General features: G+C 74.4%; 24 protein-coding genes and 1 pseudogene. 11 read left to right on the top strand and 14 right to left on the bottom strand.

Annotated elements, in window-relative coordinates:
- Positions 1–8 precede the first annotated feature (8 nt).
- Positions 9–428, bottom strand: coding sequence for a PPOX class F420-dependent oxidoreductase (locus PV342_RS04905; RefSeq protein WP_018557779.1), 420 nt, complete (start codon positions 426–428; stop codon positions 9–11).
- Positions 429–1373: 945 nt separating this feature from the next.
- On the opposite strand from PV342_RS04905, the gene PV342_RS04910 reads away from it, so the two are divergent.
- Entirely contained in the window at positions 1374–2381 is a 1008-nt protein-coding gene (locus PV342_RS04910) for a zinc-binding alcohol dehydrogenase family protein (protein WP_500315889.1), read from the top strand.
- A gap of 100 nt (positions 2382–2481) precedes the next feature.
- Here PV342_RS04910 and PV342_RS04915 read toward each other — a convergent pair whose 3' ends face one another.
- The 3 genes from PV342_RS04915 to PV342_RS04925 are packed head-to-tail and all read right to left on the bottom strand — an operon-like array spanning position 2482 to position 3369.
- Positions 2482–2628, bottom strand: coding sequence for a hypothetical protein (locus tag PV342_RS04915; RefSeq protein ID WP_500315891.1), 147 nt, complete (start codon positions 2626–2628; stop codon positions 2482–2484).
- Entirely contained in the window at positions 2606–2938 is a 333-nt protein-coding gene (locus tag PV342_RS04920; RefSeq protein ID WP_500315892.1) for a group III truncated hemoglobin, read from the bottom strand. The genes PV342_RS04915 and PV342_RS04920 overlap by 23 nt, the downstream gene beginning before the upstream one ends.
- Positions 2935–3369 carry a hypothetical protein gene (locus PV342_RS04925; RefSeq protein WP_400801083.1) on the bottom strand — a complete coding sequence of 145 codons (435 nt, stop codon included), beginning with the start codon at positions 3367–3369 and terminating at the stop codon, positions 2935–2937. The genes PV342_RS04920 and PV342_RS04925 overlap by 4 nt, the downstream gene beginning before the upstream one ends.
- A gap of 173 nt (positions 3370–3542) precedes the next feature.
- Here PV342_RS04925 and PV342_RS04930 point away from each other — a divergent pair, with 173 nt between their 5' ends.
- The 3 genes from PV342_RS04930 (at position 3543) to PV342_RS04940 (ending at position 5270) form a co-directional block, all read left to right on the top strand.
- Entirely contained in the window at positions 3543–4217 is a 675-nt protein-coding gene (locus tag PV342_RS04930; RefSeq protein WP_500315894.1) for a class I SAM-dependent methyltransferase, read from the top strand.
- A 205-nt stretch (positions 4218–4422) separates the two neighbouring features.
- Entirely contained in the window at positions 4423–5010 is a 588-nt protein-coding gene (locus PV342_RS04935; protein ID WP_500315896.1) for a hypothetical protein, read from the top strand.
- Positions 4998–5270 carry a S26 family signal peptidase gene (locus PV342_RS04940; RefSeq protein WP_500315897.1) on the top strand — a complete coding sequence of 91 codons (273 nt, stop codon included), beginning with the start codon at positions 4998–5000 and terminating at the stop codon, positions 5268–5270. Before PV342_RS04935 ends, PV342_RS04940 begins: the two co-directional genes overlap by 13 nt.
- 424 nt (positions 5271–5694) lie before the next feature.
- On the opposite strand, the gene PV342_RS04945 is transcribed toward PV342_RS04940, so the two are convergent.
- Positions 5695–6366 carry an ATP-dependent DNA ligase gene (locus PV342_RS04945; RefSeq protein ID WP_400796942.1) on the bottom strand — a complete coding sequence of 224 codons (672 nt, stop codon included), beginning with the start codon at positions 6364–6366 and terminating at the stop codon, positions 5695–5697.
- Positions 6367–6623: 257 nt separating this feature from the next.
- Between PV342_RS04945 and PV342_RS04950 the strand changes: the two genes are divergently transcribed.
- Entirely contained in the window at positions 6624–8453 is a 1830-nt protein-coding gene (locus PV342_RS04950; protein WP_449706602.1) for a glycoside hydrolase family 15 protein, read from the top strand.
- 468 nt (positions 8454–8921) lie between these two features.
- Here the strand turns inward: PV342_RS04950 and PV342_RS04955 are convergent, their stop codons facing one another.
- The gene (locus tag PV342_RS04955) at positions 8922–9449 is read right to left on the bottom strand and encodes a GNAT family N-acetyltransferase (protein ID WP_386995030.1); all 528 of its coding nucleotides are present in this window, start codon (positions 9447–9449) and stop codon (positions 8922–8924) included.
- 173 nt (positions 9450–9622) lie between these two features.
- On the opposite strand from PV342_RS04955, the gene PV342_RS04960 reads away from it, so the two are divergent.
- On the top strand, positions 9623–12169 hold the full coding sequence (locus tag PV342_RS04960; protein ID WP_400801096.1) for a SpoIIE family protein phosphatase: 2547 nt from the start codon (positions 9623–9625) through the stop codon (positions 12167–12169).
- Between the two features lie 140 nt (positions 12170–12309).
- Complete coding sequence (locus tag PV342_RS04965) at positions 12310–13254, top strand: DUF8832 domain-containing protein (protein WP_500315899.1); 945 nt, start codon at positions 12310–12312, stop codon at positions 13252–13254.
- Between the two features lie 28 nt (positions 13255–13282).
- Here the strand turns inward: PV342_RS04965 and PV342_RS04970 are convergent, their stop codons facing one another.
- The 5 genes and pseudogenes from PV342_RS04970 to PV342_RS04990 all read right to left on the bottom strand — a co-directional run bounded on the left by PV342_RS04970 (position 13283) and on the right by PV342_RS04990 (position 17845).
- On the bottom strand, positions 13283–14257 hold the full coding sequence (locus tag PV342_RS04970) for an alpha/beta fold hydrolase (RefSeq protein ID WP_400801100.1): 975 nt from the start codon (positions 14255–14257) through the stop codon (positions 13283–13285).
- A gap of 387 nt (positions 14258–14644) precedes the next feature.
- Positions 14645–15487, bottom strand: coding sequence for a prephenate dehydratase (locus PV342_RS04975; protein WP_361008442.1), 843 nt, complete (start codon positions 15485–15487; stop codon positions 14645–14647).
- A gap of 231 nt (positions 15488–15718) precedes the next feature.
- Positions 15719–16420, bottom strand: coding sequence for an SDR family NAD(P)-dependent oxidoreductase (locus PV342_RS04980; protein WP_386995026.1), 702 nt, complete (start codon positions 16418–16420; stop codon positions 15719–15721).
- Positions 16421–16525: 105 nt separating this feature from the next.
- A pseudogene (locus PV342_RS04985) lies at positions 16526–16708 on the bottom strand (aldo/keto reductase); the annotation flags it as partial.
- Between the two features lie 225 nt (positions 16709–16933).
- Positions 16934–17845 (bottom strand): helix-turn-helix domain-containing protein, encoded by a 912-nt coding sequence (locus PV342_RS04990; RefSeq protein WP_500315902.1) that lies wholly within the window; start codon positions 17843–17845, stop codon positions 16934–16936.
- Between the two features lie 94 nt (positions 17846–17939).
- Here PV342_RS04990 and PV342_RS04995 point away from each other — a divergent pair, with 94 nt between their 5' ends.
- The 4 genes from PV342_RS04995 (at position 17940) to PV342_RS05010 (ending at position 21411) form a co-directional block, all read left to right on the top strand.
- Positions 17940–18977, top strand: coding sequence for an alpha/beta hydrolase (locus PV342_RS04995; RefSeq protein ID WP_472975006.1), 1038 nt, complete (start codon positions 17940–17942; stop codon positions 18975–18977).
- Between the two features lie 51 nt (positions 18978–19028).
- Complete coding sequence (locus PV342_RS05000; protein WP_400801111.1) at positions 19029–19691, top strand: MBL fold metallo-hydrolase; 663 nt, start codon at positions 19029–19031, stop codon at positions 19689–19691.
- A 136-nt stretch (positions 19692–19827) separates the two neighbouring features.
- Positions 19828–20304 (top strand): hypothetical protein, encoded by a 477-nt coding sequence (locus PV342_RS05005; RefSeq protein ID WP_500315904.1) that lies wholly within the window; start codon positions 19828–19830, stop codon positions 20302–20304.
- A 285-nt stretch (positions 20305–20589) separates the two neighbouring features.
- Positions 20590–21411, top strand: coding sequence for a DUF1684 domain-containing protein (locus PV342_RS05010; RefSeq protein WP_500315906.1), 822 nt, complete (start codon positions 20590–20592; stop codon positions 21409–21411).
- Between the two features lie 10 nt (positions 21412–21421).
- Here the strand turns inward: PV342_RS05010 and PV342_RS05015 are convergent, their stop codons facing one another.
- From PV342_RS05015 to PV342_RS05025, 3 genes are read right to left on the bottom strand one after another with little or no spacing between them, the layout of a single operon-like run.
- The gene (locus tag PV342_RS05015; RefSeq protein ID WP_500315908.1) at positions 21422–22705 is read right to left on the bottom strand and encodes a M48 family metallopeptidase; all 1284 of its coding nucleotides are present in this window, start codon (positions 22703–22705) and stop codon (positions 21422–21424) included.
- Positions 22706–22742: 37 nt separating this feature from the next.
- A complete protein-coding gene (locus tag PV342_RS05020; RefSeq protein WP_500315910.1) occupies positions 22743–24155 on the bottom strand; it encodes a CoA transferase in 1413 nt (470 codons plus the stop codon).
- A gap of 27 nt (positions 24156–24182) precedes the next feature.
- Positions 24183–25061 (bottom strand): acyl-CoA thioesterase, encoded by an 879-nt coding sequence (locus PV342_RS05025; protein ID WP_500315911.1) that lies wholly within the window; start codon positions 25059–25061, stop codon positions 24183–24185.
- Between the last annotated feature and the right edge of the window lie 7 nt (positions 25062–25068).

Here is a 25068-nt window from a genome sequence, read left to right on the forward strand (position 1 = left end):
GCGCCCGGTCAGCCCGGCTGGCCGCTGTCCTTGAGGGCGCCCCAGCCGTGCCACCGCTCGACCTCGATGAAGGCGCTGAAGCGCTCGCGGTCCCGCTGGGGGTAGGCACGGTCGAGGTACTGCTGGGCCAGCCGGTCGATGTCGGCGAGACCGGTGTCCTCGCGCAGTTCGGCGACGCGCCCGATCAGGGTGACGTGGGTGTACCAGTTCCCCTCGTCCAGGACGGTGAGGGTGACCCGGGGGTCGTTGCGCAGGTGGTCCAGGCGCTTGCGGCTGCCGTCCATGTTGACCAGCACCCGGCCGTCGTCCCACAGGTACCAGGTGGCCGTGGAGACCGGCTGGCCGTCGGACCGCAGTGTCGTGATGACGGCCGGGTTCGGCTTCTTCAGCATCTCGATCGCGGCGGGGGGAAGCGGGGGCTTGGACACGGGGAGCTCCTTCTCGGTGATCTTCGGCGCTGCGCCTCACCGTGCCACATCCCGTCCCGCCGGACGGCGGCCCGGGCCCGGCGCGCCCTGCGCTGTCCGCCGAAGGGGCGCGCCGTGCCCGGGCGGCGCCGGGCGGAGCGCCGCCCGCGTTCCGTCGACGGCCGAGACCGTGCGCCCATGCCTGAGGGCGGCCTGATCGACGTGACCCTGGTACGCGCGGCGGCAGACCGAGCCGGTGGAGCGGCGCCGCAGCGCTGAGGTCCAGACGCGATTGGCCGCCGTCACACGGGGCGTGTCCGGCAGCACACGCGGACGGTCGGAGAAGGCGGTTCGGCGGTAGGGGTGTTCGGCGGTAGGGGTGTTCGGCGGGCTCCATCTGCGGGAGACCTTGGCGAGCGCAGCCGCTGACCGGCGCGCTCACCCGCGGCGGCTGTTCCAACTGCTCCCGGCAGCACGGGCGACGGTGGCAGCGGTGCCGGGACTGGCCGCGCTCCTGCAGGAGTTCGGGCTGGTGCCCGCCGACTGGTGCGCCGGTGCGGTGCGAGGAACCGCCCCGGCCGGTGGCCGGGGCTCTCGTGGCGGGGCCCTCAGGTCCCCACGCCCGGGTCGGCCCCGCGCCGTTCGACGAGGTCCGGGGCGTCCGGTCGACGGCCTCGGGATCGAGGCGGGCGCGCCCGCGGGAACTCCCGGGAGTCGCGGAGGTGGTACGCGATCCCCGGCATCTCACCGTCCGCACGGGCGCGCCGGCCGCCGCTCGTCGATGGCGGCATCACGATGACGCGACGCTGCATGCCGCAAGGATGACCCGTCCGGCCCGGCCCCGCATCCCGGCCGCCGGACGGCGACCCCGCGGCGGCACCCGGATGGCCCGTCCGCCGCTGCCGGGGGCGGCAGGGCGTGCCAGGCTGGCCGGGATCCGTCAGCCCAGCGAGGGAGCCTCCGGTCATGACCGAACGGACGATGCGGGCCGTCGCCTCCTACCGGGGTCTGCCCGTCGGGGACCCCGAGAGCCTCGTCGACGTCGAGCTGCCGCTGCCGGATCCCGGGCCCCGTGACGTCCTGGTGCGGGTGCTGGCGGTGTCGGTCAATCCCGTGGACGTCAAGGTCCGCGCGGGGCTGCCCGCCTCCGAGGAGCCCCGCGTCCTCGGCTTCGACGCCGCGGGCGTCGTCGAGGCCGCGGGCGAGGAGGTGACGACCCTTCAGGCCGGGGACGAGGTCTGGTACGCCGGGGACCTGAACCGGGCCGGCAGCAACGCCGAGTTCCAGGCCGTCGACGAGCGCCTCGTGGCCCGCAAGCCGCGCACCTTCGGCTTCACGGAGGCCGCCGCCCTGCCGCTGACCGGCATCACGGCCTGGGAGACCCTCTTCGACCGGTTCGCCCTCGACGGCAGGTCGACCGGCACCCTGCTGGCGCTGGGCGGCGCCGGCGGCGTGGGCTCGATCCTCATCCAGCTGGCGAAGCAGCTGACCGGCCTGCGGGTGCTGGCCTCGGCCGGCCGTCCCGAGACGGCGCAGTGGGTCACCGGGCTCGGGGCCGACGCCGTGGTCGACCACCACGACCTCGCCGCGACCGCCGCCGCGGCCGCTCCGGAGGGCGTCGACTACCTGCTCTCCCCGCACTCCGCCGGCAACGTCGGCACCTACGCCCGGATCATGCGCCCCTGCGGGCACATCACGGCGATCGACGAACCCGAGGGCCTGGACCTGCTGCCGCTCAAGGCCAAGAGCATCGCGTGGCACTGGGAGTTCATGTTCACCCGGCCGATGTTCCGGACCCCCGACATGATCGAGCACAAGAACCTGCTGCAGAAGATCGCGGCCCTGGTGGACGACGGCCGCATCCGCAGCACCGTCACCACCACCGTCGAGGACTTCTCGGCCGCCGGGCTGCGCCGCGCCCACGAGATGGTGGAGTCCGGCCGGAGCATCGGCAAGATCGTCGTCACCCGCTGAGGGCTCCCCGCCAACGGGCGCGCGGGCCCCCGGCATGCACGGCACGCGGTGGTCCTCGCCGCTGCCCGGCGACGCGCGGGGCCTTGGGATCCGGCCGTGCTCAGACGGTCTCCCCGCCCTCACGGCGGCGGATGGTGACGTACTCACTGGCGTCGCTGCCGGCCAGGCGGCGCTGGAGGGATCCCCCGATGCGCCCGGCCTGCAGCTTGGCGAGTTCGGCCTTCTCACCGTGGAAGAGTTCGTCCACCGTCAGCGACCACAGCGCCAGCCAGCGGCCGAAGTGCTCCGGGGGGGGCCATGCGGTGCAGGGCCAGATGCGGGGCGAGCGCGTTGCGCCGGTACCGGCCGGCCGCGAACAGCACCGATTCCCAGAAGTCGCACATGACGGGCATGTGCGCGTCGAGGTCCATCCGGGCCACCTCGGTGAAGACCGGGCCGATCAGGGGGTCGGCGAAGGCCCGGAGGTAGAAGGCGGTCACCAGCCGTTCGACGTCCGTACGGTCCGCGAGGTCGCGCCCCGCGCCGCCCTGCGCGGCCACGGGCCCGGGCGCGCTCACAGCCGCTCCAGGACGAGCGCGGCACCGCATCCGGCCAGGCACAGCGCCTTGACCACCTCGAGCGCGACGTACCGCAGATGGGCCCGGCTGCGCGGTCCGCCCTCCCCCGCGAGGACGGCGGCCGTGCGGCGGTTCAACGAGGGCCGCACCACCAGCAGTTGCACGAGGAGCATGGCGACGGCCCCTGCCCCCAGACCCAGCGCGACGGGCCCCGGCGCCTCCCACGCCGCAGCCACTGCGGCGATCGCCGCGAGCACGGCCTCGACGCGGTTCAGCGCGCGGAAGACGATCCGCCCGATGCCCAGGCCCAGGGGCACGGTGATCCCCTCGGCGCGGAACTTGAGGGGGGCCTCCAGGAACGAGATCCCGAGCACCATCCCCAGCCATACGAAGACCGCGGCCACCTGCGCCAACACGGCGCCGGCGTTCACCGGGCCCTCCGCTCGCGGCGGCTCCGGGCGGTGCGCACGGGATGACGTCTGCTGCGGTGAAGGTCCATGCCTTCACCCTAGCGTTAATTTGCATATCAGATGCGCATTAGAGTCGGCCGTCACATCCCCCAACCGGCTTGGGGATCCGCCGGATCGCAGCCGAGAATGGCCCGATGACCTCGCCCGATCTGCTGCCCGACCACCGGCTCGAGCTCACCTCCGTCGTCGCCAACAGCACCATGAACCGCGAGCGGGGCCTGACCGGCGCCAACAGCTACACCCGCGAACTCGGCTTCGACCCGGCCGACCACCTGCTCTCCCGCACCCCCGAACCGCGCTGGCTCGACCTGTGCAGCGGGGAAGGGCTCGCCCTGCGGGAGGCCGCCGGCCGCCTGCCGGCGACGGCGCGGCTCACCGGTGTCGACCTGGTGAGGCCCCTGGCGGTCGCGCCCCCGCCGCCCACGGTGGACCTGGTCACCGCGTCGGTCGCGGACTGGGAGCCGGTCGCGCCGTACGACCTGATCACGTGCGTCCACGGCCTCCACTACGTCGGCGACCGGCTCGGGCTGCTGGCCCGCGCCGCCGGCTGGCTCCGGCCCGGCGGCCTGCTCGTCGCCCATCTCGACCCCGCAGCGATCCGCTGGGCGGACGGCGCTCCCGCCGGGCGGTTCGCCCTGGCCGCCCTGCGGGCCGAGGGATTCGCCTACAGCGCCCGCCACCACCGCCTCACGCTCACCGGCCCGCGCGCCGTCCGGCTCCCCCTGCACTACGTCGGCGCCGACCCCGACGCGGGCCCCAACTACACCGGCCAGCCCGGCGTCGCCGCCCACTACCGGCGCGCCGGCTGATCCCGCGGACGGGCGGCGCCCGGATCGGCGTCACTTCTGTCACGTCCCGGGATCCAGCGACATGACGTCCGGGCGGCGGCACGGCTTACCGGAGACATCGCCGGACTCCCCGGATCGGGAGGGGGGAACTCCCGCCGCCGGCTCGGCGGATTTCGCTCTTCCGCACCGGCCCCACCTCCCCACCTCCCGGAACGGAGCACCTGCCATGCCCAGGCACACCCTGCGGCGCCCCGTCGCCCCTGTGACGGCCGCCCTGGCGGTCGCCGCCGGCACCGCGGGAGCGGCCCAACCGACCCACCCCGGCACCGACCGCCCCGCCCTGTGTTCACGTGACGGCGTCCATCGGGGCGCCGACACGGCACGGGAGGCCAGGCCCGGCACGCACGTCGCGGCCGCCGCGCCCGGCTGCGCCGCTTCCGGCGCCCTGCCGGACAAGCCGGAGGACCGGCTCTCCGTCGCCGGCAAGGCCCGCATCGTGGTGCTCATGGCAGGCGGCGACGACCACGGTTCCGAGGTGGCGGCGAAGTACCAGGTCTCCGAGGCGCAGGTCGCCGCCTGGAAGGAGCGCTGCTCCTGGGCGGCTGGTTCGGGCCGCCGCGCCCCACCGCAGGCAGCCCGCGCTGACCGTCGCGCCCCCGGACGGTCCGCCGGGGAGGGAGCGGAAAATCGGTTGGCCTGCCGGGCGGAGCGGGTCACCATCGCCCCATGGGAGCACTGGACGCGGTGGCGGGCAGGGTGGCCGGCGGGGCGAGCGTCCGGTTCCGGCCCAGCGGATCCTCGATGGTCCCCTTGATCCGCAGCCGTCAGCAGGTGACCGTCGTCCCGGTCGACCCGTCGAAGGTCGAGGTCGGCGACATCGTGCTCGCCCGCGTCGCGGGCACCGTGTACCTGCACCTGGTGTCCGCGGTGGACCCGGCCAGGAACCGGGTGCAGATCAGCAACAACCGGGGCCACGTCAACGGCTGGACGGGACACGGCCGGGTCCACGGCATCTGCACGACGGTCGACGGCGTACCTCGCCCCCGGACGGCCGGCAAGCCCCTGGCCTCGTGACACGTCCGTGACGGTCGGCGGACAGGGTGAAGACGCCGCAGCGCGAAGGTCATGGATATAGGGCAAAACACCCTGACCGGACATCCATCTGCCGCTTCCGCGGGCGCGAGCAGCCACGACAGCCGCCCCGCCGAAGGACACCCCCATCAGCCCCGCATCCGCCACGCCCCCCGCCCACACCGGCACCGGGCTCCCCGAACTCGCCCCCCGTGAACGCGAGACCCTCCGCCGCATCCGCGCCAAGCTCGGCATCCACAGCACCGCCGGACTCACGCGCACCGCCATCGCACTCGGACTGCGAGCCCGAGCGCACGCGCGGTGACCGGACGGAAAGCCGACGACGGCGCCGGAGGGGCACCAGGGACGCGTCGAGCGTGAGGCCGAACGCGCCGAGTCACCAGGAACGGAAGAGGGGTTGGCGGGGTCAGGTGCCGTCGGCGTGGAGGTTCTTGACCTTGATCCAGTCACGGCTGCGGCGACCGGGCAGATACGTACTGGTCAACCGCTTGGCCACCACCCCGTCATACCCCTCCTGCCGGATGTAGTGCAACGCCTCACTCGCCATCGCCGGCCAGTACGGCGGCACCACCACATGCGGCCCCGACACCCCCAGATCATCCAGCAACGCCCGCCGCGCCGTGAACGGCGAATGCAACACCGGCTCCCCCAGATGCAAGATGTCGTACACCACCAACTGCACCGGCATCGCCGCCGCGGCCTCCGCCACCGCCGCCGGATGCCGCACACTCATCCGCCGCTGCAACCGCTCCACCGACACCCCGCCATGCTTCCCCAACGCCACCACCTCCCCGTCCAGCACCCCCACCAGACCCGGCGGCAACACCCCCGCCAACCCCTCCAACTCCGGATACCCCGCCGTCACGTCCTGCCCGATCCCCGACACCAACCGCACCCGCCCGTCCCCCGGCAGATACACCAGCACCCGCGCCCCGTTGAACAACGGCTCGAACCCGTACTCCGCCTCCGCCTCCGCCCCCGGCAACGGCCCCGCCACCGCCAGCATCGGCGACCACGCAGGCAGATCGGCCCGAACCACGGAATCCGCAGGAACACGCGTACCCATATACACCAGCATCCCCCCACACCCCCCGACCGGCGAATCAAACACCGCGGACCCCCGCACACCCCAGCACACCCGTCGCCGTCGCCTCCCGCGGCACACTGGAGGCATGGACGCGGACTGCGGGACCGGTCTGCCGTGACAGGCCGGGGACATCGGGCCGGTCGCGACCGAACTCCGGCCGCCAGGTGTGGCCTTCGCCGAGTGCGACATGCCCGCCGGGTACGGCGCCGGCCGGCCGGTCCGCCAAGGCACCGTCCGTGGGAGCAGCCATGAGTTCGACCGCGATCGCAGACTACGCACTGATCTCCGACCGGCACTCGGCCGCGCTGGTGAGCCGGGACGGCTCGGTCGACTGGTTGTGCTTCCCCCGTTTCGACAGCCCCTCGGTCTTCGCGCGACTGCTGGACGGCGCGGCAGGGCACTGGTCGGTCCGGCCCTCGGTCCCGTACGAGGCCACGCGGCACTACGTGGACCGGTCCATGGTGCTGGAGACGACCTTCCGCACCGGATCGGGGACGGTCACGCTCACGGACGCGCTGCTGACCGGCCCGGACGGCGACGCCCACAGCCTCGGGGCCGGCGCGCCGCGCCTGCTGGCCCGCCGGCTGACCTGCACCGAGGGCGAGGTGCCGATGGAGACGGAGTACCGTCCGCGCCCGGAGTACGGTCTCGTGGCGCCGATCCTGTCCGAAACCGAGGGCGGGGTCACGTCGCGGGGCGGGGCCGAGTGGCTGGTGCTCACCGCCGCGCACCGCATGGACTTCGCCGACTCCACGGCCCACGGCGCCTTCACCCTGCGGGCCGGGCAGTCCGTCTGCCTCGGTCTGCAGCGTTCGACGCTGGAGGAGCCCCCGGCCCACGTCTGGACGCAGGAGGACCTCTCCGGCCGCCTGGACGCCACGATCGGCGCGTGGCAGTCGTGGTCGGACGTGCACCAGGCGTACGACGGGCCCTGGCGCGACCTGGTGCACCACAGCGGCCGGGTGCTGCAGGCGCTCTCGTTCCAGCCCAGCGGCGCCATCGTCGCGGCGGCGACCACCTCGCTGCCGGAGGGCGTGGGCGGCGAGCGCAACTGGGACTACCGCTACACCTGGGTCAGGGACGCGTGCCTGACGATGGAGGCTTTGTGGGTGGCGGCCTGCCCCGACGAGGCGCACGACTTCTTCGCCTTCCTGGCGACCGCCGCGCCGTCGCTGGGCGCGGACCGGACGCTGCAGATCATGTTCGGCGTGGGCGGCGAGCACGATCTGAGCGAGCGCACCCTGCCCCACCTGCGGGGATGGCGGGAAAGCCGGCCGGTGCGGGTGGGCAACGGGGCGTGGTGCCAGCAGCAGATCGACGTCTACGGGGAGCTCCTCGACGCCGCGTACCGCCTCGCCGACCAGTTGGACCGCATCGACGACGACACCCGGCGCTTCCTCGTCGCCTGCGCGGACGCGGCGGCGGAGCGCTGGACGGAGAAGGACCAGGGCATCTGGGAGGTCCGCGGCGAACCCCGCCACTTCCTGTACTCCAAGGTCATGTGCTGGACGGCGCTGGACCGGGCCATCAGACTCGCCGGGCCTCTGGGCGCGCCCCGCGGGAAGGTCGCGGCCTGGCGCAGGACCCGGGACGAGATCCACCGGACCGTGCTGCGCGAGGGCTGGAGCGAGGAGGCGGGTGCCTTCACGCAGTACTTCGGCTCGACCGCCCTCGACGCGTCGAACCTGATGATGCCGATCGTCGGTTTCCTGCCCGCCGACGACCCGCGGGTCCGCGCCACCATCGACGCGACGGAGCGGGACCTCACCGATGACGCGGGTCTGGTCTACCGGTACCGCACCGAGGAGGGGGTGGACGGCCTCGCCGGGGAGGAGGGCACCTTCCTGCTGTGCACTTTCTGGCTGGCCCAGGCGCTGGCCCTGGCCGGCCGGGCCGAGCGGGCCAGTGACGTCTTCGCCCGGGCGGCGGCGTACGTCAACGACGTGGGCCTCCTGGCGGAGGAGATCGACCCGGCCACCGGTGAGCTGCTCGGCAACTTCCCGCAGGCGTTCAGCCACATCGGTCTCGTCACGGCCGCCTGGGCGATCAGTGAGGCCCGGCAGCCCATCGCCGCATGACGATCCGTCAGATTCGTTGCAAAGGAGCGGAGTCGGCCGGAAGCGTGGGTCAGGGACGTACGAAGCGGGCCCGGGGCCGTTTCATCGGGGGCCACTCCGGGGCCCCGGGCCGCTGATGCCATCAGACACCCGCCGTGGCGTTCCTGCGACCCGTACTGACCCACCCGGGCTCAACCCGGCGTCGCACCGGGGGGTGTGACGGGGCGTCCGGTACGCGTCCGGCGCCGTGTGGCACCGCCCCCGACGCGCCCTCGCCGCTCGCCACGCAAGCGCCCCATCGGCGCCGGCCGGGAAGGGGGCCAGGCCGGCGCCGAATCGGAGCGGGGCCGTTCTCCTGCTCCGCGGTCTCCGTGGGGACCGGACCGCTCGTCGGTTCCCGTGGAGCCCCGGGGCAGGTCTCCCGCGCCTGGTGCAACCGCGAAGCGGACTCCGTCATTCCCCGTCCGGTCCGCAGTGGTCGTGCCGCCGCTACCGGTCGTCCGCGAGCAGACCGAACAGCAGGTCGTCGGTCCATTCCCCCTTGATCCAGGAGTGGGCCGGGCGGCGGCCCTCCAGCCGGAACCCGACGCGTTCCAGCAGCCGTGCGGAGGCGGTGTTGCGGGCGTCGCACTCGGCGGACACGCGGTGCAGACCGCCCTCGGTGAAGAGCCGGTCCAGCAGCGCGGTGACGGCCTCGGTGGCGTAGCCGTGGCCCTGGTGCGCCCGGGCGAGGGTGAAGCCGAGGTCGGCCTGCATCCGGTTGTCGTGCAGGCGCACGCCGATGTCGCCGATCAGCTCGCCGGTGGCGGTGAGCTCCACCGCGTACTGGAACCAGCCGGGCTCCCCGGGATCCGCCGCGGCGAAGCCGGCGACGAGGCCGGCGGCCTCCTCGCGGGACACCGGTTCGCTCCAGCCCTGGTAGCGGGCGACGGCGGGGTCGGAACGGTACGCGGCCAGGGCGGGCGCGTCACCGGGGCGGAAGCGACGCACGCGCAGGCGGGAGGTCTCCAGGAACATGCCCGCGATGCTCTCACGCCCCGGCGCGCCATCCGGCGGCCCGCCCGGTACGCGGGTCCGCTGCGTTGGTGCTCGCTCTGCGCAGGCACGATGCTGGTCAGTGGATGGCCCGGCCGAGCCCGGTTCCCCCGCCCCAGCGGGGGAAGGAACCTAGCGAGGGCGAGATGACAGCCATGGAGCCACTTCCCACCGCCGCCGGTGGACAGCCGCAGTCGCGGGGCGCCGACGGCGGCAGCGCCTACACCGCCTCCGCCACGCTCGACGACCACGGGGTCGTCACCGGCTGGAGCGCCCAGGCCCATCATTTGCTCGGTCACACGCCCGCCGAGATCATCGGCCATCCCGCCACGCTGCTCCTCGCCGGACCCCCGCCGCACGCCCCGCCGCCCTCCACGTCGCGCTGGGCCGGGACGCTCGCGCTCCGCCACCGCGACGGACACACCCTGCGTCTGCGAGTGCTCGCCCACCACCGCGGGACCGACGGCGAGGGCGACGACACGGGGGCCGGCCGGGCCGGCGGCGGCCACGACGGGGGCGGCTGGCTCGTCGTCGCGGCGGTCCCAGCCTCCTCGGGCGACCCTCCGGTCCACGACGCCGTCCGCGGCTGGGCGTTCGCGCAGTCACCGTGCCCCCAGGCAGTGTTCGACTCCGGCCTGCGTCTGACGTGGGCCAACGCGGCCTTCGAGGACACCCTGGGCCTGCGCGAGGCCGAGATGCGCGGCCTGCGACCAGCCGACCTCGCCCCCGGTGACACCGCCCGGCAGACGGAGACGCACATGCGGAGCGTGCTGGCCACCGGCCGTCCTCAGCATGCCCCCGCGCCCTTCGCGGCGGACGGCTCCACCGCCGCCGGCCGCAACGGAAGCCCGGACACCCGGCGCGGGGACGAAGACGGGGCGCGCGACGGGACGGGCGCGATGGACGGCGCCGACGCGAGGCACGCCCTACGGGCGACGCTCACCCCGCTCGCGGATCCGGCGGGGACGGTCCGCGGGGTGGTGCTCACCACCCACCCGGCCGCCGAGGACCCCGAGGTCCGGCGCCGTGCGCATCTCCTGCACGACGCGGCCACCCGCATCGGCACGACCCTGGACACCACCCGCACCGCGCAGGAACTCACCGACCTGGTGGTGCCAGAACTCGCCGACTACGCCGCAGTCGACCTGATCGAGCCCTCCACCCGCGCCCGGGCGTCCGGCCCCGACGGTCCGGTGACCGTGACCCGCACCGCCGCGAGGTCCATCCTGCCCGGCACGCCCGAGGCCCTGATCGCCCTCGGCGACACCGCGACCTATCCCCCGGGCTCACCTCCGGCGCAGACGCTGGCCACCGGGAAGGCCGCGCTGTACGACATCACCGAGGCCACCCTCGCCCGCTGGGCCGCCCAGGACCCGCGGGCCGCCTGGATCCGCGAGGCGGGCACCCACTCGGTCATCGCGATCCCCCTCACGGCCGGCGGCAGCACCCTGGGGCTGGCGGTCTTCAGCCGGCACCGCAATCCCGTCCCGTTCAACGCCGACGACCTCGCGCTGACCGGCAGACTCGCCCACCGGGCGGCCACCGCGATCCACAACGCCCGCCGCTACGCCCGCGAGCGCACGACGACGATGACGCTGCAGCGCAGCCTGCTGCCGCACACCCTGCCCGAGCAGGCCGCCCTGGACGTCGCCACGCGCTACCTCCCCGCGACGACCCATGCCGGAGTGGGCGGCGACTGGTTCGACGTGATCCCGCTGTCCGGGACCCGCGTCGCGCTCGTGGTCGGCGACGTCGTCGGGCACGGCATCCGCGCCTCGGCCACGATGGGCCGGCTGCGCACCGCAGTGCGCACCCTCGCCGACGTGGACCTGCCCCCGGACGAACTCCTCACCCACCTCGACGACCTGGTGATCCACCTCTGCTCCGACGACGCCGGGGACGACCAGGACGCGGAGACCGCGGGCGGGATCGGCACCACGTGCCTGTACGCGGTGTACGACCCGACGACCCGCCAGTGCAGCCTCGCCCGCGCCGGGCACCCGCCGCCCGCCGTGGTGACCCCCGACCACGCCGTCCACTTCCTGGACGTCCCCGCCGGTCCCCCGCTGGGCCTGGGCGGGCTGCCCTTCGAGACGATGACCACGAACCTCCCCGAAGGGACGGTCCTCGCCCTCTACACCAACGGGCTGCTGGACCCGCACCACCACGACATCGACCAGTCCCTGGACAAGATGTTCACCGCCCTCGCGCACCCGGCGGGGTCCCTGGACGCGATCTGCGACCGGGTCCTGACCACCCTCATCACGCACCGTCCGACGGACGACATCGCCCTGCTGGTCGCCCGGACCCGCACGCTGCCGCCGGATCACATCGCCACCTGGCAGCTGCCCGACGACCCCGCCACCGTCGCCCAGGCCCGCCACCACGCGACGACGCAGCTCACGGCATGGGGCCTGGAGGAGACCTCGTTCACCACCGAACTCCTCGTCAGCGAACTGGTCACCAACGCCATCCGCTACGGCAAGCCGCCCATCCGGCTACGCCTGATCCACAACACCACGGCGCTCATCACCGAGGTCACCGACACGAGCAACACCACCCCGCACCTGCGTCGTGCCCGTACGTACGACGAGGGCGGGCGGGGTCTGCTCCTGGTGGCACAGCTCGCCCAGCAGTGGGGCACCCGCCACCATCCGCGCGGCAAGACGATCTGGACCGAGCAGGCCCTGACGCCCGCGTGACGCACACCCGACAGCCATACCCCCGCCCGGTATCCGCTATGGGCGTCCGCACGCCTTGGCATATACCCCCTGGGGGTATATTTTGGGGTGCCGTGCCCGCCCGGCACGCGAACCTCGGCAACGGCACCCACGGAGCACCCTTGAACACCGGAACGAAGATCACCACGTTCGCCGTCGTCCTGGCGGCCTCCTTCGGCACCGCCTACGGCGTGGGCGCGGCCCTCGACCCGGTCCGCACCCCGGCGGCCGGCGCGAACGCGCCGGCGGCGGCGCACGCGCACGACGACACCGCCGGCGAGGCATCGGCCGCGCCTCCCGCGGGCGGCCTGGCGGTCAGCGAGGCGGGCTACACCCTCGAACTGCTCACGCCGCGCATCGCGTCCGATCGCCCGGCCGAACTGCGCTTCCTGATACGCGACACCGACGGCCGGCCGCTCACCTCGTACCGGCGCGCCCATGAGAAGGAGCTGCACCTGATCCTCGCCTCACGCGACCTGACCGGCTACCGCCATCTGCATCCCGTCCGCGCCGCCGACGGCACGTGGAGCACCGCGGTCAGCCTCCCCCGGGCCGGCGACTACCGGGTCTTCGCCGACTTCACCCCCGCCGTGGAGGGCGGCCGGAACCTCACGCTCGGCACGGACCTCTCCGTGGCCGGTGACTACCGGCCCGCCACCCCCGCGCCGGCCGCCCGGACGGCGACCGTGGACGGCTACACCGTCACCCTCGGCGGGTCCCTGCGGCCCGGCGCCGAGCGGGAGCTCCGGCTGACGGTGGCCAAGGACGGCCGGGAGGTCACCGATCTGCAGCCGTACCTCGGCGCGTACGGCCACCTGGTCGCGCTGCGCGCCGGCGACCTGGCGTATCTGCACGTGCACCCGGGCGGCGCCCCGGGCGACGGCGCCACCGCGCCCGGGCCGGACGTCTCCTTCGACGCCACGGCCCCGAGCGCGGGCACCTACCGGCTCTACTTCGACTTCAGGCACAAGGGGACGGTCCGCACCGCCGCCTTCACGGTCACGGCCGGTCCGGACGACGGACATGCCGACGCGGACGGCGGCGGTACCGGAGGGCACGGCCACTGACGGCCGGAGCGGTCCGCGGGCAGGCCCCTCAGGCCAAGCGGCGCCGCAGCCGGCGGGCGCCGAGAACGGCTCCCGCGCCGGCGATCAGCCCGCCCGCGGCCAGGCCGGCCAGAGCGCCGGCGTCGGACCCGCGCCCGCCGGAGCCGGTGTCCGCCAGCGCCGGGGACGACCCGGCGGCCGTGGCGGCCTGGAGGATCAGGTCGGCGACGGCGTCCGGCCGCGCGATCAGTGACACGTGGCAGGTGTCGAGCTCCACGGTGTGGGAGTGGGCGCGCTTCGCCTGGAAGCGTTCCTGGTCGGGGTTGATGGTCATGTCCTGGCGGCCGACGAGGGCCCAGGACGGAATGGTCTTCCAGGCCGCGACCTTGGCCTTCTCCGAGAACGCGGTGGTGGCCGCGGGCCGCTGGGTGACGCCCAGCAGGTTCGCCTGGCTCGCCGGCAGGCAGGCGGCGAACACCGGGTGCACCTTGTCGCGCTTGAGGTAGAGGTCAGTACCGCTCACGCCGCCGCCCGCCCGGTACGGCACGGACCTGGTGGCGGTGCCGAGGGCACTCGGGAACCGCTCGCCCAGCGACATCCCGCTCTCACCGACGTCGGGCATCAGCGCCGAGACGTAGACCAGCGACTTCACGTGGGGGTTCCCGGCCGCGGCCGTACTGATCACCGCACCGCCGTAGGAGTGTCCGGCCAGGACGATGGGTCCCTTGACGCTCTTCAGCACAGAGGCGATGTACTCGGAGTCGCTGTACAGCCCGCGCAGCGGGTTGGCGGGGGCGATGACGGGGTAACCGTGGGCCTCGAGCCGCTCGATCACCCCGTTCCAGCTGGAGGCGTCCGCGAACGCCCCGTGGATCAGGACCACCGTCGGCTTCGTCCCGGTCGTGTCCCCGTCGGCCGCGGCGGGGACCGCGGCGGACGCGCACAGGGCGAGGGCGCAGCCGGCCGCAGCGACGTGGGCGCGACGTATGCGACGCCGGGAGCGGGAAACCAGTGTTGCCGCCATGCCGTATCTCACTTTCCTCGGTGCTCTGGGCGGAGGCCCTACGGCACCTGAGTGTTCACGGCTCCCCGGCGACAGGCGCGGCCACGTGTGCCGACCGGGTCACACGCGTGGGCCGTCGGGGTGAAACCCGCCACGCGGTGGTGTGACGGCTGCGGCGCGCCCTCTGCGGCCGCGCGGGATGCGTCAGGGATACGGGTCCGCTCCGGCAGACCGGCGGCCGCGCCGGAGCGGTGCGCTCGCGCAGGACCGGGCGGGCGCAAGGGCCCCGCCCACTGCCCGCAAGCGCATCCAGTGCGTGCGGCGACGTGCCCGCGGGACCATGACGCGGGGCGCCCCGCCCGGGTCAGTGCGACCGGCAGGGGCCTCGTCGGGGCGCCGGAACCGGCGTCAGCCGTGGTCCAGGGAGCGGTGCGGATGCGCCGCGTAGACGCCCATGATCCGCACCTCGGAGGAGAAGAAGCGCAGCTCCTCCAGGGCCAGCGCCACGCTGCTCTCCTGCGGGTGGCCCTCGATCTCGATGTAGAAGCGGCTGGCCTTCAGCCCCGCGCCCACCTGGTAGCTCTCGATCTTGGTGAGGTTCACCGCGTTGCTGGAGAAGCCGCCGAGCGCCTTGTAGAGCGCGCTCGGGATGTTGCGCACGGAGAAGAACAGGCTGGTCATCATCGGCGTGTCCGAGACCGGCGGGAACTCGGCGTCGCGGGCGAGGACGACGAAGCGGGTGGTGTTGTCCGAGGTGTCCTCGACGCCGCCGCGCAGCACCTCTAGCCCGTACAGCTCCGCGGCACCGGGCGGGGCGAGGGCCGCGTGCCGCGGGTCGCCGAGCTCGGCGATCTCGCGGGCGGCGCCGGCGGTGTCGTCGCTGACCAGCGTCTGCCAGCCGCCCTCGCGGATGATCTTCCGACACTGCCCCAGGGCGTGCACATGGCTGCGGACGAAGGCGACGTCCTCCAGCGTGGCGCCGGGCACGGCCATCAGGTCGAAGCGGATCGGGAGGAAGTACTCCGCGATGATCGCGAGGTCCGACTCCGGCAGCAGGTGGTGGACGTCCGCGACGCGGCCGGCGGCGGAGTTGTCCACGGGGATCACGGCCAGGTCCGCGGTCTTCAGCGTCACCGCCTCCAGCGCCTGCTCGAAGGTCGTGCAGGGCAGCTCACGGCTGTCGGGGTACAGCCTGCGGGCGGCGGCGGCCGAGTTCGATCCGGGCTCTCCCTGGTAGGCGATGGTCACCATGTGCGCGTCGGTATCTCCGGATCGGTGGTCTGTGCGTGCGGCGGGGCCGTCCTTCGCATGCTACTGCGCGCGGCGCGCGGACCTCGTATCCGTCCGAGGGCCGGACGACCGCGGACGGCTCGGGAGGCCCGGGCTCACCGGCGCCGGGGCGGGTGCCCCCGGGCGGCCCCCACCGCCCGGGGGTTCCGCGTTCCGCGCCGGCCGGGCCGGCCGGGCCGGCCGGCGCGGCGTTCACCACGGAAGCGGCGCGCTCCGGTCGCCGAAGGTGCCGGTCGGGCCGTCCTGGCCGACCGTGGCGTAGCGCACGATCGCCTCGGCGCCCTCCTCGGGTGTCTGGATGCCCTGGCCGCTCAGGCCGTGCAGGTCGGTGGCGCTGAACCCCGGCTCGACGGAGTTGACCCGGATGTGGGGCAGGCCCTTGGCGTACTGCACCGTGAGCATGTTCACCGCCGCCTTCGAAGCGGAGTACACGGGCGTGACGTACCGGGACTCGTTCTTCCCGGGGTCGAGGACCGTGCCGAAGGAGCCGAGCCCGCTGCTGACGTTGACGATGACCGGCGCGGCGGACTCGCCCAGGAGGGGGAGGAAGGCGTGCGTCACACGCACCAGGCCCACGACGTTGACGCCGAGGACGGCGCTCATGTGGGCGCCTGAGGCCTCCTCGGGGCCGATCATGCCCTCGTATACGCCCGCGTTGTTCACCAGCACGTCGAGCCGGCCCTCGCGGCGCCGCAGTTCCTCCGCCGCCTCGGCGACGGAGGCGTCGTCGGTGACGTCGAGCATGAGCAGCTCCGCGCCGAGCTCCTCGGCGGCCTCCCGTCCACGGGCGGCGTCCCGGGCACCGATGTAGACGGTGTGGCCGAGCTTGATCAGACGGCGGGCGGTCTCGCGGCCGAGGCCCTTGTTGCCGCCGGTGACGAGCGTGATGGTCATGACGTGCTCCCTTGTGCTCTCTGCTGGGGGTCCGACGCGCGGGTGACCGCGCGCGGACGGGTTCGGTGGTGTGTCCCGGGTGTGTGTCCGGGGGTGTGCGGCCGGTCAGGCGGCGATGCCGTCGCGTTCCGCGAGGGCGTCGGCGGGCAGCTCCAGGGCGGCCGCGGCGACGTTCTCGCGCAGGTGCGCGACGGAGGACGTACCGGGGATGAGGACGCTCGTCGGCGACCGCCGGAGCAGCCGTGCGAGGGCGACCTGCTGTGGCGAGGCGCCCAACCGGGCGGCAGTGGTGTGAGGTGGTGACGAACCGGTCGGCTCCCGTCGACCTCCACTGTGCGCGGCGCCGGGCGCGGATGGGAGTGCCCCGCTGCTCCTGGGGGCGCGGGGACCAGGCACCTCACGCGGGAGGACGCATCGCCGCGACCGTGCCGTGCGTCGCCCGCGGATCCGCCCCGCCCGTGACGCCTCCTTGCGGCCCCGCGGCGGCGGTTCGGGTCCGCCGCCGTCGGGGGGTCAGGAGCCGGGCTCCGACGCCCTCCCGCCGCCTCGGGGTGCCCGGGCGCGGGCTTCGATCGCGTCCGGGCGTCCGGCCGTCCACGAGGCCAGGATGCGCAGGGCGTCGTAGGAAGGGGTACCGGGCTCCGCGGTCAGCACCATGAGGCGCTGCCCCGAGTCGTCGGGGCTGCTCCATGTGTCGCAGTCGAGCGTGAGGTCGCCGACCACCGGGTGCCGGTAGTGCTTGGTGCCGTACGCGGTGGCGATGACACGGTGCTCCGCCCACCACGTACGGAAGTCGGCGTCCTGGCCCGACAACTCGTCCACGAGACGGGAGAGTTCTGGATCGCCGGATTCCACGGCGGCCTGCATGCGCAGCGCGGCGACGGCGTCGCGGGCGTCGTGCTCCCACTGCCGGTGCAAGCCGCGGACGGCCGGGTCCGTGAAGAGCAGATGCACGTAGTTGCGGCCCTCCGGCGGGATCGCGGAGAAGTCCGTGTAGAGCGCCGCGGCGGCGGCGTTCCAGGCCAGGACGTCCATCCGCCGGCCGAGGACGAGGGCGGGCGTCGCCGTGAGCTGGTCCAGCAGGCGCCGCATCGCCGGACGTACGCGCTGCGGAGGAGGGCGTCGCCGCGGATGCGCGTCGGCCTTGCCGGCCAGCTCGTACAGGTACCGCTGCTCGTCGTCGTCGAGGCGCAGCGCACGGGCCAGCGGGGCGAGGACCGATGCCGACGCCCGGACGCGGCCCTGCTCCAGCCGCGTGTAGTAGTCGACGCTGATCGCGGCGAGCTGGGCGACCTCCTCCCGGCGCAGGCCGGCGACCCTGCGCGCGGAACCGGTCGGCGGCAGACCGCATTCGTGCGGTGCGAGCTGTGCCCGGCGGGCCTTCAGGAAGGCTCCGAGTTCGCGAGGGCCGGATGCCGCAGTCATGTGCCCCATTCTCCCGCGAGCGCTCCCGGTTGTGAGGGGGCAGGTTTCTTCCCGGGCAGGAACCCGCCTCTTCCGCCCGCTCCGACCAGGGCGGATGGTCGGGAAGTGCCCGGCACGGATCCGGGCGGCAGCGGGCCCGCCGAACGGGCGCGGCCCGACGGACAACGCACGCCGAACAACGAACACGGAGCATCCTGTGGCCAAGACGACCGTCACGTTCGACAGCGCCGGCATCCCGCTCGCCGGACACCTCTACGTCCCCGACACCGCCGGCGTACCGGGCCCGCTGCCCGCGATCGTCGTCGGCCACCCCGGCACCGGCGTGAAGGAGCAGACCGCGGGTCACTACGCGCGGCGCCTGGCGGAGCGGGGCTTCGTCACGCTCGCCTTCGACGCGGCTCACCAGGGCGAGAGCGGCGGCGAGCCGCGCGGCCTGGAGGACCCGGCGCAGCGCGTCGAGGACCTCAAGGCGGCCGTCTCCTACCTGACCACCCGCGGCGACGTGGACCCCGAGCGCATCGGCGCCCTGGGCATCTGCGCCTCCGGCGGCTACGTCCTTCCCGCCGCGGCCGGCGACCGGCGGATCAAGGCCGTCGGCACCGTCAGCGCGGTCGACGTCTCCCGCCAGTTCCGCCTGGGGGCGGACGGGACGCAGGACGCCGCCGTGTTCCAGGGCATGCTGGAGGCCGCTGCCGCCGCCCGCACCGCCGAGGCCCGCGGCGAGACGCCGCCCGTCCTGACCCTGTTCCCCGACACCGCGGACCAGGCCCGGGCGCTGGGCGGTGAACACGGCGTCGACGGCTTTGACTACTACCGCACCCCGCGGGCCCGGCACCCCCGGGCGGCCGACTTCTTCACCTGGTCCAGCGTCGACAGGATTGCGGCCTTCGACGCCTTCACAGCCGTCCCGTTGATCGGCCCGCGTCCGCTGCTGATGGTCGTAGGCTCCCGCGCGGTCACCGCCTGGATGAGCGTCGACGCCTTCCAGCGCGCCACCGGCCCCAAGGAGTTGCACTGGATCGAGGGCGCCGGTCACGTCGACCTCTACGACCAGGAGCGGTACGTCGACCCCGCCGTCGGGAAGCTCGCCGGCTTCTTCACCCGGAACCTGGGCCCGGTCGCGGTTGGCTGAACCGCGGCGCCGGACCGGGGGCGCCGGGGGACACGCCGGTAGGGTCCCGGCATGCGCGAACTCGCCACCGGCGTCTGGCACTGGCAGGCGCCGCACCCGGACTGGTCGCCCGACGACCGGTGGCCGCGGGAGGTGTCGTCGTCCGCGGTCGACGACGGCACCCGGCTGCTCCTCTTCGACCCGCTGTCCGTGCCGCCCGGACTCCTCGCGCTCGCCGCGGACCGGCAGCCGGTGGTGGTGCTCACCGCGCCCTGGCACGAGCGGGACACGCGGAGTCTGGTCGAGCGCCTCGGCGCGCCGGTGTTCACGCCCCCGCCGGACACCGCCGACGACCTCGTGCGGAAGTTCGGCGTCACCCGCGAACAGGCGGGCGCCGGCAGCCTCGACCTCACGTGGCTGCGCACCGGCGCCGGCGGCGCGGGCCGGCTGTACGCGGCGGGCGACCGGCTCCCGGCGGGGATCGAGGCGTTCTCCGGGCGGGAGCACAACGACCTGGTGCTCTGGGACGGCCGGGTGCGGGCCGTGATCCCGGGCGACACCCTGGTCGACTTCGGCCGGGGCCTGCGGATCAACGACCGGCTGCGGGGCGGCATCACGCGCGAGCAGGTCGTCCAGCGCCTGCGGCCGCTGCTCGCCCTCCCCGTCGAGATCGTGCTCCCCGCCCACGGCGCACCGGCCGACCGGGCGGCACTGGAGCGTGCGTTGTCGCTCTGACCTCACCGCGCGCTCCGCGAGCCGGTCGTCGGTGCCCTCGACCGTTCACGGAGGTCGAGCGGGGTACCCGCGCTCACACGGGGACCGTACGCCCGTCAGCCGCTCGCTCGCCGCCCACAGCCACTCGCCCTCGGCCGTGTCGTCCGCGCCGCGAGGCAGCGGAACCCGGACGGGGGTAGCGGCGCTCTGGTCGCGTCCGGCGGGCCCGCGGAACCGCCCGCTGCGGACGTCCGGGCTGGTCGCGGCGTACAGCGAGGGCCACGCGGCAGCCGGCCGCCTCCACGACGCCGGACTCGACCACCCCCAGGTGACGCGCTTCGTGACCTGGTACTTCCTCGAACGCGGCGACGGCCGCGAGGTCAGGCCCCTCGTGGCCGCGTCCGTGGCCGACAAGGTCGCCGCGGTCCAGGACGCCCAGCGGCGCGGGACCGTCGCCGACCGCATGGGCGCGGGAGAGCTGCTCGCCCTCGTCCTGGTGATCGCCACCATGTGGCAGCGCCAGGGGGAGGACGTCCGCTCCCTGGTCCCCGCATCGGAGCGCAGGCGGGTCGTCGTGGAGTCGGTCCGGCAGCTCGCCACCCCCCTGATCGCGGTGGGCGGCCCCCTCCGCTGAGCGCCGGCCGTCGTACGGGGCAGGGCCGCTGACCTCCCCTCGGTCGTCGGCCCGACACCACGGGCGCGAACGAAGGCCGCGGCGCCACCCCGTCCGGAGCAATCGCCACGCCCTCCGGCCTGCGCGGCGATCACCCCCGGGGCAGCCTGGGAGGCGGAGCCCGCCCGGCCGCCCTCGCACGCCGACCGGGCGGGCCGCCACATCCGTGGGCGGCGGGATGACCTCGTGGGCCTCGGCGGTTGTACGCAGGGGAGCAGTACACCGTCACGCGAGGGAGCAGCGGACATGACCGAGCAGGACGTCGACCGCGGCGGTTTCACCGAGCAGTGGGAGCGCTGGCACCGCGCCAAGGAGGAGGTGCTCGCCGGTCCGCACGGCTTCCTGGCGATCACCAGTCTGCGCCGGCCGGGCCCGCGCCCGGAACGCTACGACGACGCGCCCGGCGCCTGGTCGGCCGTCGACGGCCACGTGGTGGTCGAGCTGGAGGACGGCGAGGAGTTGACCGTCGGCGGGACGGCGGTGCGCGGCTGGTACGACTTCGGCGTCGTCGGCGAGCGCGACAGTGTGTACGCCGGCTTCGGCGCCGCCGTCGTCGAGGTCGCCAAGCGCGGCGGCCACGACATCCTGCGGCCGCGCCACCCGGACAATCCGCTGCGCACCGGCTTCACCGGGACGCCCGCCTACGCCCCCGATCCCCGCTGGGTCCGCGAGGGCCGGTTCGTGCCCTACGACGCCCCGCGTCCGGTGACCGTGGGCGCGGCGGTCGAGGGCCTGGAGCACGTCTACGACTCCCCCGGGCAGGTGGAGTTCGACATGGACGGCGCGACGTACCGGCTCACGGTCTTCAACGGCTCACGGCCTGGCGCCCTGATGGCACTGTTCACGGACGCGACGTCCGGGGTGACCACCTACGCGGCGAACCGCTCCCTGCAGATCGACCCGCCGGACGCCGGGGGCGGGGTGCGCCTGGACTTCAACCGCGCGGGCAACCTGCCCTGCGCGTACACCGACCTCGCCACCTGCCCCCTCCCGCCCGACGGCAACCGGCTGCCGTTCGCCGTCGAGGCGGGCGAGAGGATCCCCCTGGAGCGGGGCGGGCAGGTCTGACGCCGGTCGCTCAGCCCCGCAGGACCTCGCGGCCCAGCGATCGGCGGGCCGGGTCGAGTTCGGCGTCGACCTCCTTGTTCCGCGCGACGTCCAGCACGATGGCGGCGGCATGGTGCTCCCGGCGCTCCACCGCGGCGCGGCGCAGGTGGGTCGGCGGGTGGGTCTGGTCCTCGGCGTGGGCGGTGAGGACGGACACCCGGCGCCGCCGCTCGAGTTCGTGCTCCGGGATCGACGCCACGTACTCCTTGAGGCGTTCCCAGACCGCCTCGTCGGGTTCCCGGCCGGCGCCGCGTGTGGCGCGGTGCACGGTGCCGGCGGTGACGTACTGCTGGTCGAGCCAGAACGCGATGGCGTCGGCGAGCAGCAGTACGTCCATTCCACCGATGGCCGCCTCCGTCGAACCGATGCGCGTCTCGAGGTCGTCCGCGAGGTACTCGGCCTGCTGACGGGCGCGCAGAGTCAGTTGCGCCAGGGCGTGCAGGAGCAGGAGTACGGCGGAGGCGGGAACGAACATGAGCAGCCGTGCGGCGGTCTCGACCAGGCCCAGGCCGCTGGTGCCGGACTGCGGACGCAGCAGCACGTACCACTCGATCAGCGTGCGGTGCGCGGAGCCGATGACGAGCATCTCGCTCGTGTCACCGTTCACCAAGTGCCCGAACTCGTGGCCGAGCAGGCCCACCCGCTGCTGCGGGGTCAGCGCCTCCCACAGTCCGAGTCCGAGCACCAGCATCCTGCGACGGCGCATGCCGAAGACGGAGACAGAGGCGTTGACGTCGGCGTCCACCACGACCATGTCCGCCCGCGGCGCCCCCAGGGTGTCGGCCACCTCGTCCAGCAGCGCGTAGAGCGCGGGCGCGTCCGCCCGCTCCAGCCGGACGCCGTGCCGCCGCAACCGCCCCAAGCGGGGCCGCATCAGCCACGCCAGACCCAGCAACAGGGTTCCCAGCACGGCGGGGATCACCGCCCGCCAGCCCGTCACCAGGAGCCACACGCCGGCGCCGGCGACGGCCAGCGTCAGCAGGTGCACGAACCCGGCGATCGTGTAGGCGCCGACATACGCGGCGCCCCGGCCGGGGCGCGGTGGCCGTTCCGAGGTCATCCTGGCGAACAGCTCCTCGCCGTACGCCCGCGACAGGCGTCGGCGGAACGCGTCGACGGGGCCGTCGTGCTCCTCGTCGTCCTCGATGCCGCCCCGGACGTTCCAGTCGCACGACGTGCACCAGACCACGAACCGGTCGTCGTCCGTCAGCCGCTGCCCGCACTGCGGGCACGGTCTTCCTCCGCCGGTCTCCATGCCGCCCCTCCCCTTGATCGTCCTCGGCCGGGGCATCCTAACGGCGGTCCCGGACCGGCCCGCACCACACCGCGGGGTCCGTGCCCCAGCGCCCCGGAGGGCGGCTCCAGTCCTGCGGGGCGCCGCGGTAGCCCAGTGGCGGCCGGGCGTGGACGAGGCGTCCGTACGCGGAGTCGGCGACGGCGAGCCGGCGCGCGGGGTCGTACTCCTCCCCGGAGCCGGTTCCGGTGCCCGCGTCGCCCGGGCCGACGCCGTGGATCAGCCAGGACGCCGTGCCCGCCAGCGACAGCCGCAGCAGCCGGCCGCCCCCGTGGCGGCGGGCGTCGGTCAGGGCGCGCAGGACCGCCGCGGCCAGCAGGTAGCCGGTGCCGTGGTCGAGGGCCTGGGCGGGCAGGACGCCCGGACGGCCGTCCGCTCCGGCCTCGATCGAGGCGATGCCGCAGCGCGCCTGGACCAGGCTGTCGAATCCGCGCCTCCCCGCCCAGGGTCCCGACCGCTCCCAGGCGCGGAGCTGGGCGACGACCAGTCCCGGTCGGCGCTCGCACAGGGCCTCCGGCGCCAGGCCGAAGCGGTCCAGAGCGCCGGGACGGTAGCCGGTCACGACCACGTCGGCGGAGGCGAGGAGTTCCTCGAGAACCGTACGGTCGGGCCCGGACAGGTCGAGCCGCGCCGACCGTTTGCCGAATCCGGTGTCGGCGTGGGCCCACGCGTCCTCCGGCAGACGGGGGCTGTCCACCCGCAGTACGTCGGCGCCGAGCAGGGCCAGCGTGCGCGTGGCGACCGGTCCCGCGATCACCCGCGTCAGGTCGAGCACACGCACGCCCTCCGCGGGCAGCTCCGCCGGCAGCAGGGGGCGCACCGGGGTGTCGTCCGTCCGCTCGGTCTCCACGAGGGGCTGCGCGCCCGGGCCGGAGTCCCGTACGGCGACGGCCAGTCCGCCCGCCGCGTAGACGGTCTCCTCGGCCTCCGCGGCCGTGCGCCCGGCCAGTTCGCGCGCCAACCGCCGGGAGAGGGCGTCCGCGTCACCGGTGGCGCCGGCATCCCCGCCGCCGGGAATGCCGAGGGCGGCCGTCAACCGGGCATGGTGGTGCGGGTAGTTGGCGTGGGTGCGCACCCACCCGTCGGCGGTGCGCCAGAAGCCGGACAGGGGCGCGAAGGAGCTGCCGGCCCGGCCGTCGATCCGCAGGCGCCGCTCGCTGGTGAACGCGGTGGCCACGGCGCCCTCGTCCACCAGCACCGGGGGCGGCGGCCCCCCGGAGCGCAGCGCGAGCAGCTCGGCGGCGGCCAGCGAGCAGACCCCGACCGCGGCCCTGGCCATCCGGCGTACCGGCAGCCGTGCCGGCAGCACCCCGGCCACCTCCCGGTACGTCACGTTCTCCACCCGCTCCGGGGCACCGCCGAGGGCGCTCCAGGCGTCGGCGGTCGGACCGTCGGCCGAATGTGACAGCACGTCATACCTCGCTCGGGGCAGGGATGTTCAGCGCGCCGGCCGCCGCCGGTACAGCCCCTCCTGAACGACGGAGGCGACCAGGCGGCCGTCCCGGGTGAAGAACTGGCCCCGGGCCAGACCGCGGGACGACGCGTACGTCGGGCTCTCCATCGCGAACAGCAGCCACTCGTCCGCTCGGAACGGCCGGTGGAACCAGACGGCGTGGTCCAGCGAGGCGGCCTGCCGCTGCCCCGGGTGGTCGGCGTAGGGCAGACCGGCCGTCGCGAGCAGCCGGATGTCGGAGATGTACGTCAGTGCGCAGGCGTGCAGCAACGGCCCCCCGGGCAGGGGGTCGCGGGTGCGGACCCACAGTTGCTGGCGCGGCCCCTGTCCGATGCTGGGCAGCCCTTTGACGGGATCGCCCACGCAGCGGGACTCCAGGACGGCCTCGAAGACGGACACGCCCCGGCCCGGACGTCCGGCCTCCCACAGTTCGGGCAGCCCCTCGGGTCCGGGCGCCTCGGGCGCGTCCGCCTGGTGCTCCTCCCCGTCCTCCGGACGGTGGAAGGACGCGGAGAGGCTGAAGACGGCCTCGCCGTCCTGGATCGCGACCACGCGACGGGTGGCGAAGGAGCGTCCGTCCCGGGTCCGGTCGACCTCGTAGACGATGGGCCGGTCGGTGCGTCCCGGGCGGATGAAGTAGCCGTGCAGCGAGTGGACGAGCAGTTCGGGCGCGGGAGGTTCCGCGGCGGGCAGTGTCGAGCCCGCCGCGATGAGCGACTGCGCCGCGACCTGGCCGCCGAACGCGCGCAGCGGCATCCCGGCGTGGCAGAAGCCGCGGTAGAGGTTCTCCTCCACCCGCTCCAGGGTCAGCAGTTCCGTGAACGACGTTGCCGTCTCCAGGGGTTCGGGGACGTTCCGCTGCATGGGTTCA

This window comes from Streptomyces sp. PA03-3a, assembly GCF_033792735.1.
In the GTDB taxonomy this organism is placed as follows: domain Bacteria; phylum Actinomycetota; class Actinomycetes; order Streptomycetales; family Streptomycetaceae; genus Actinacidiphila.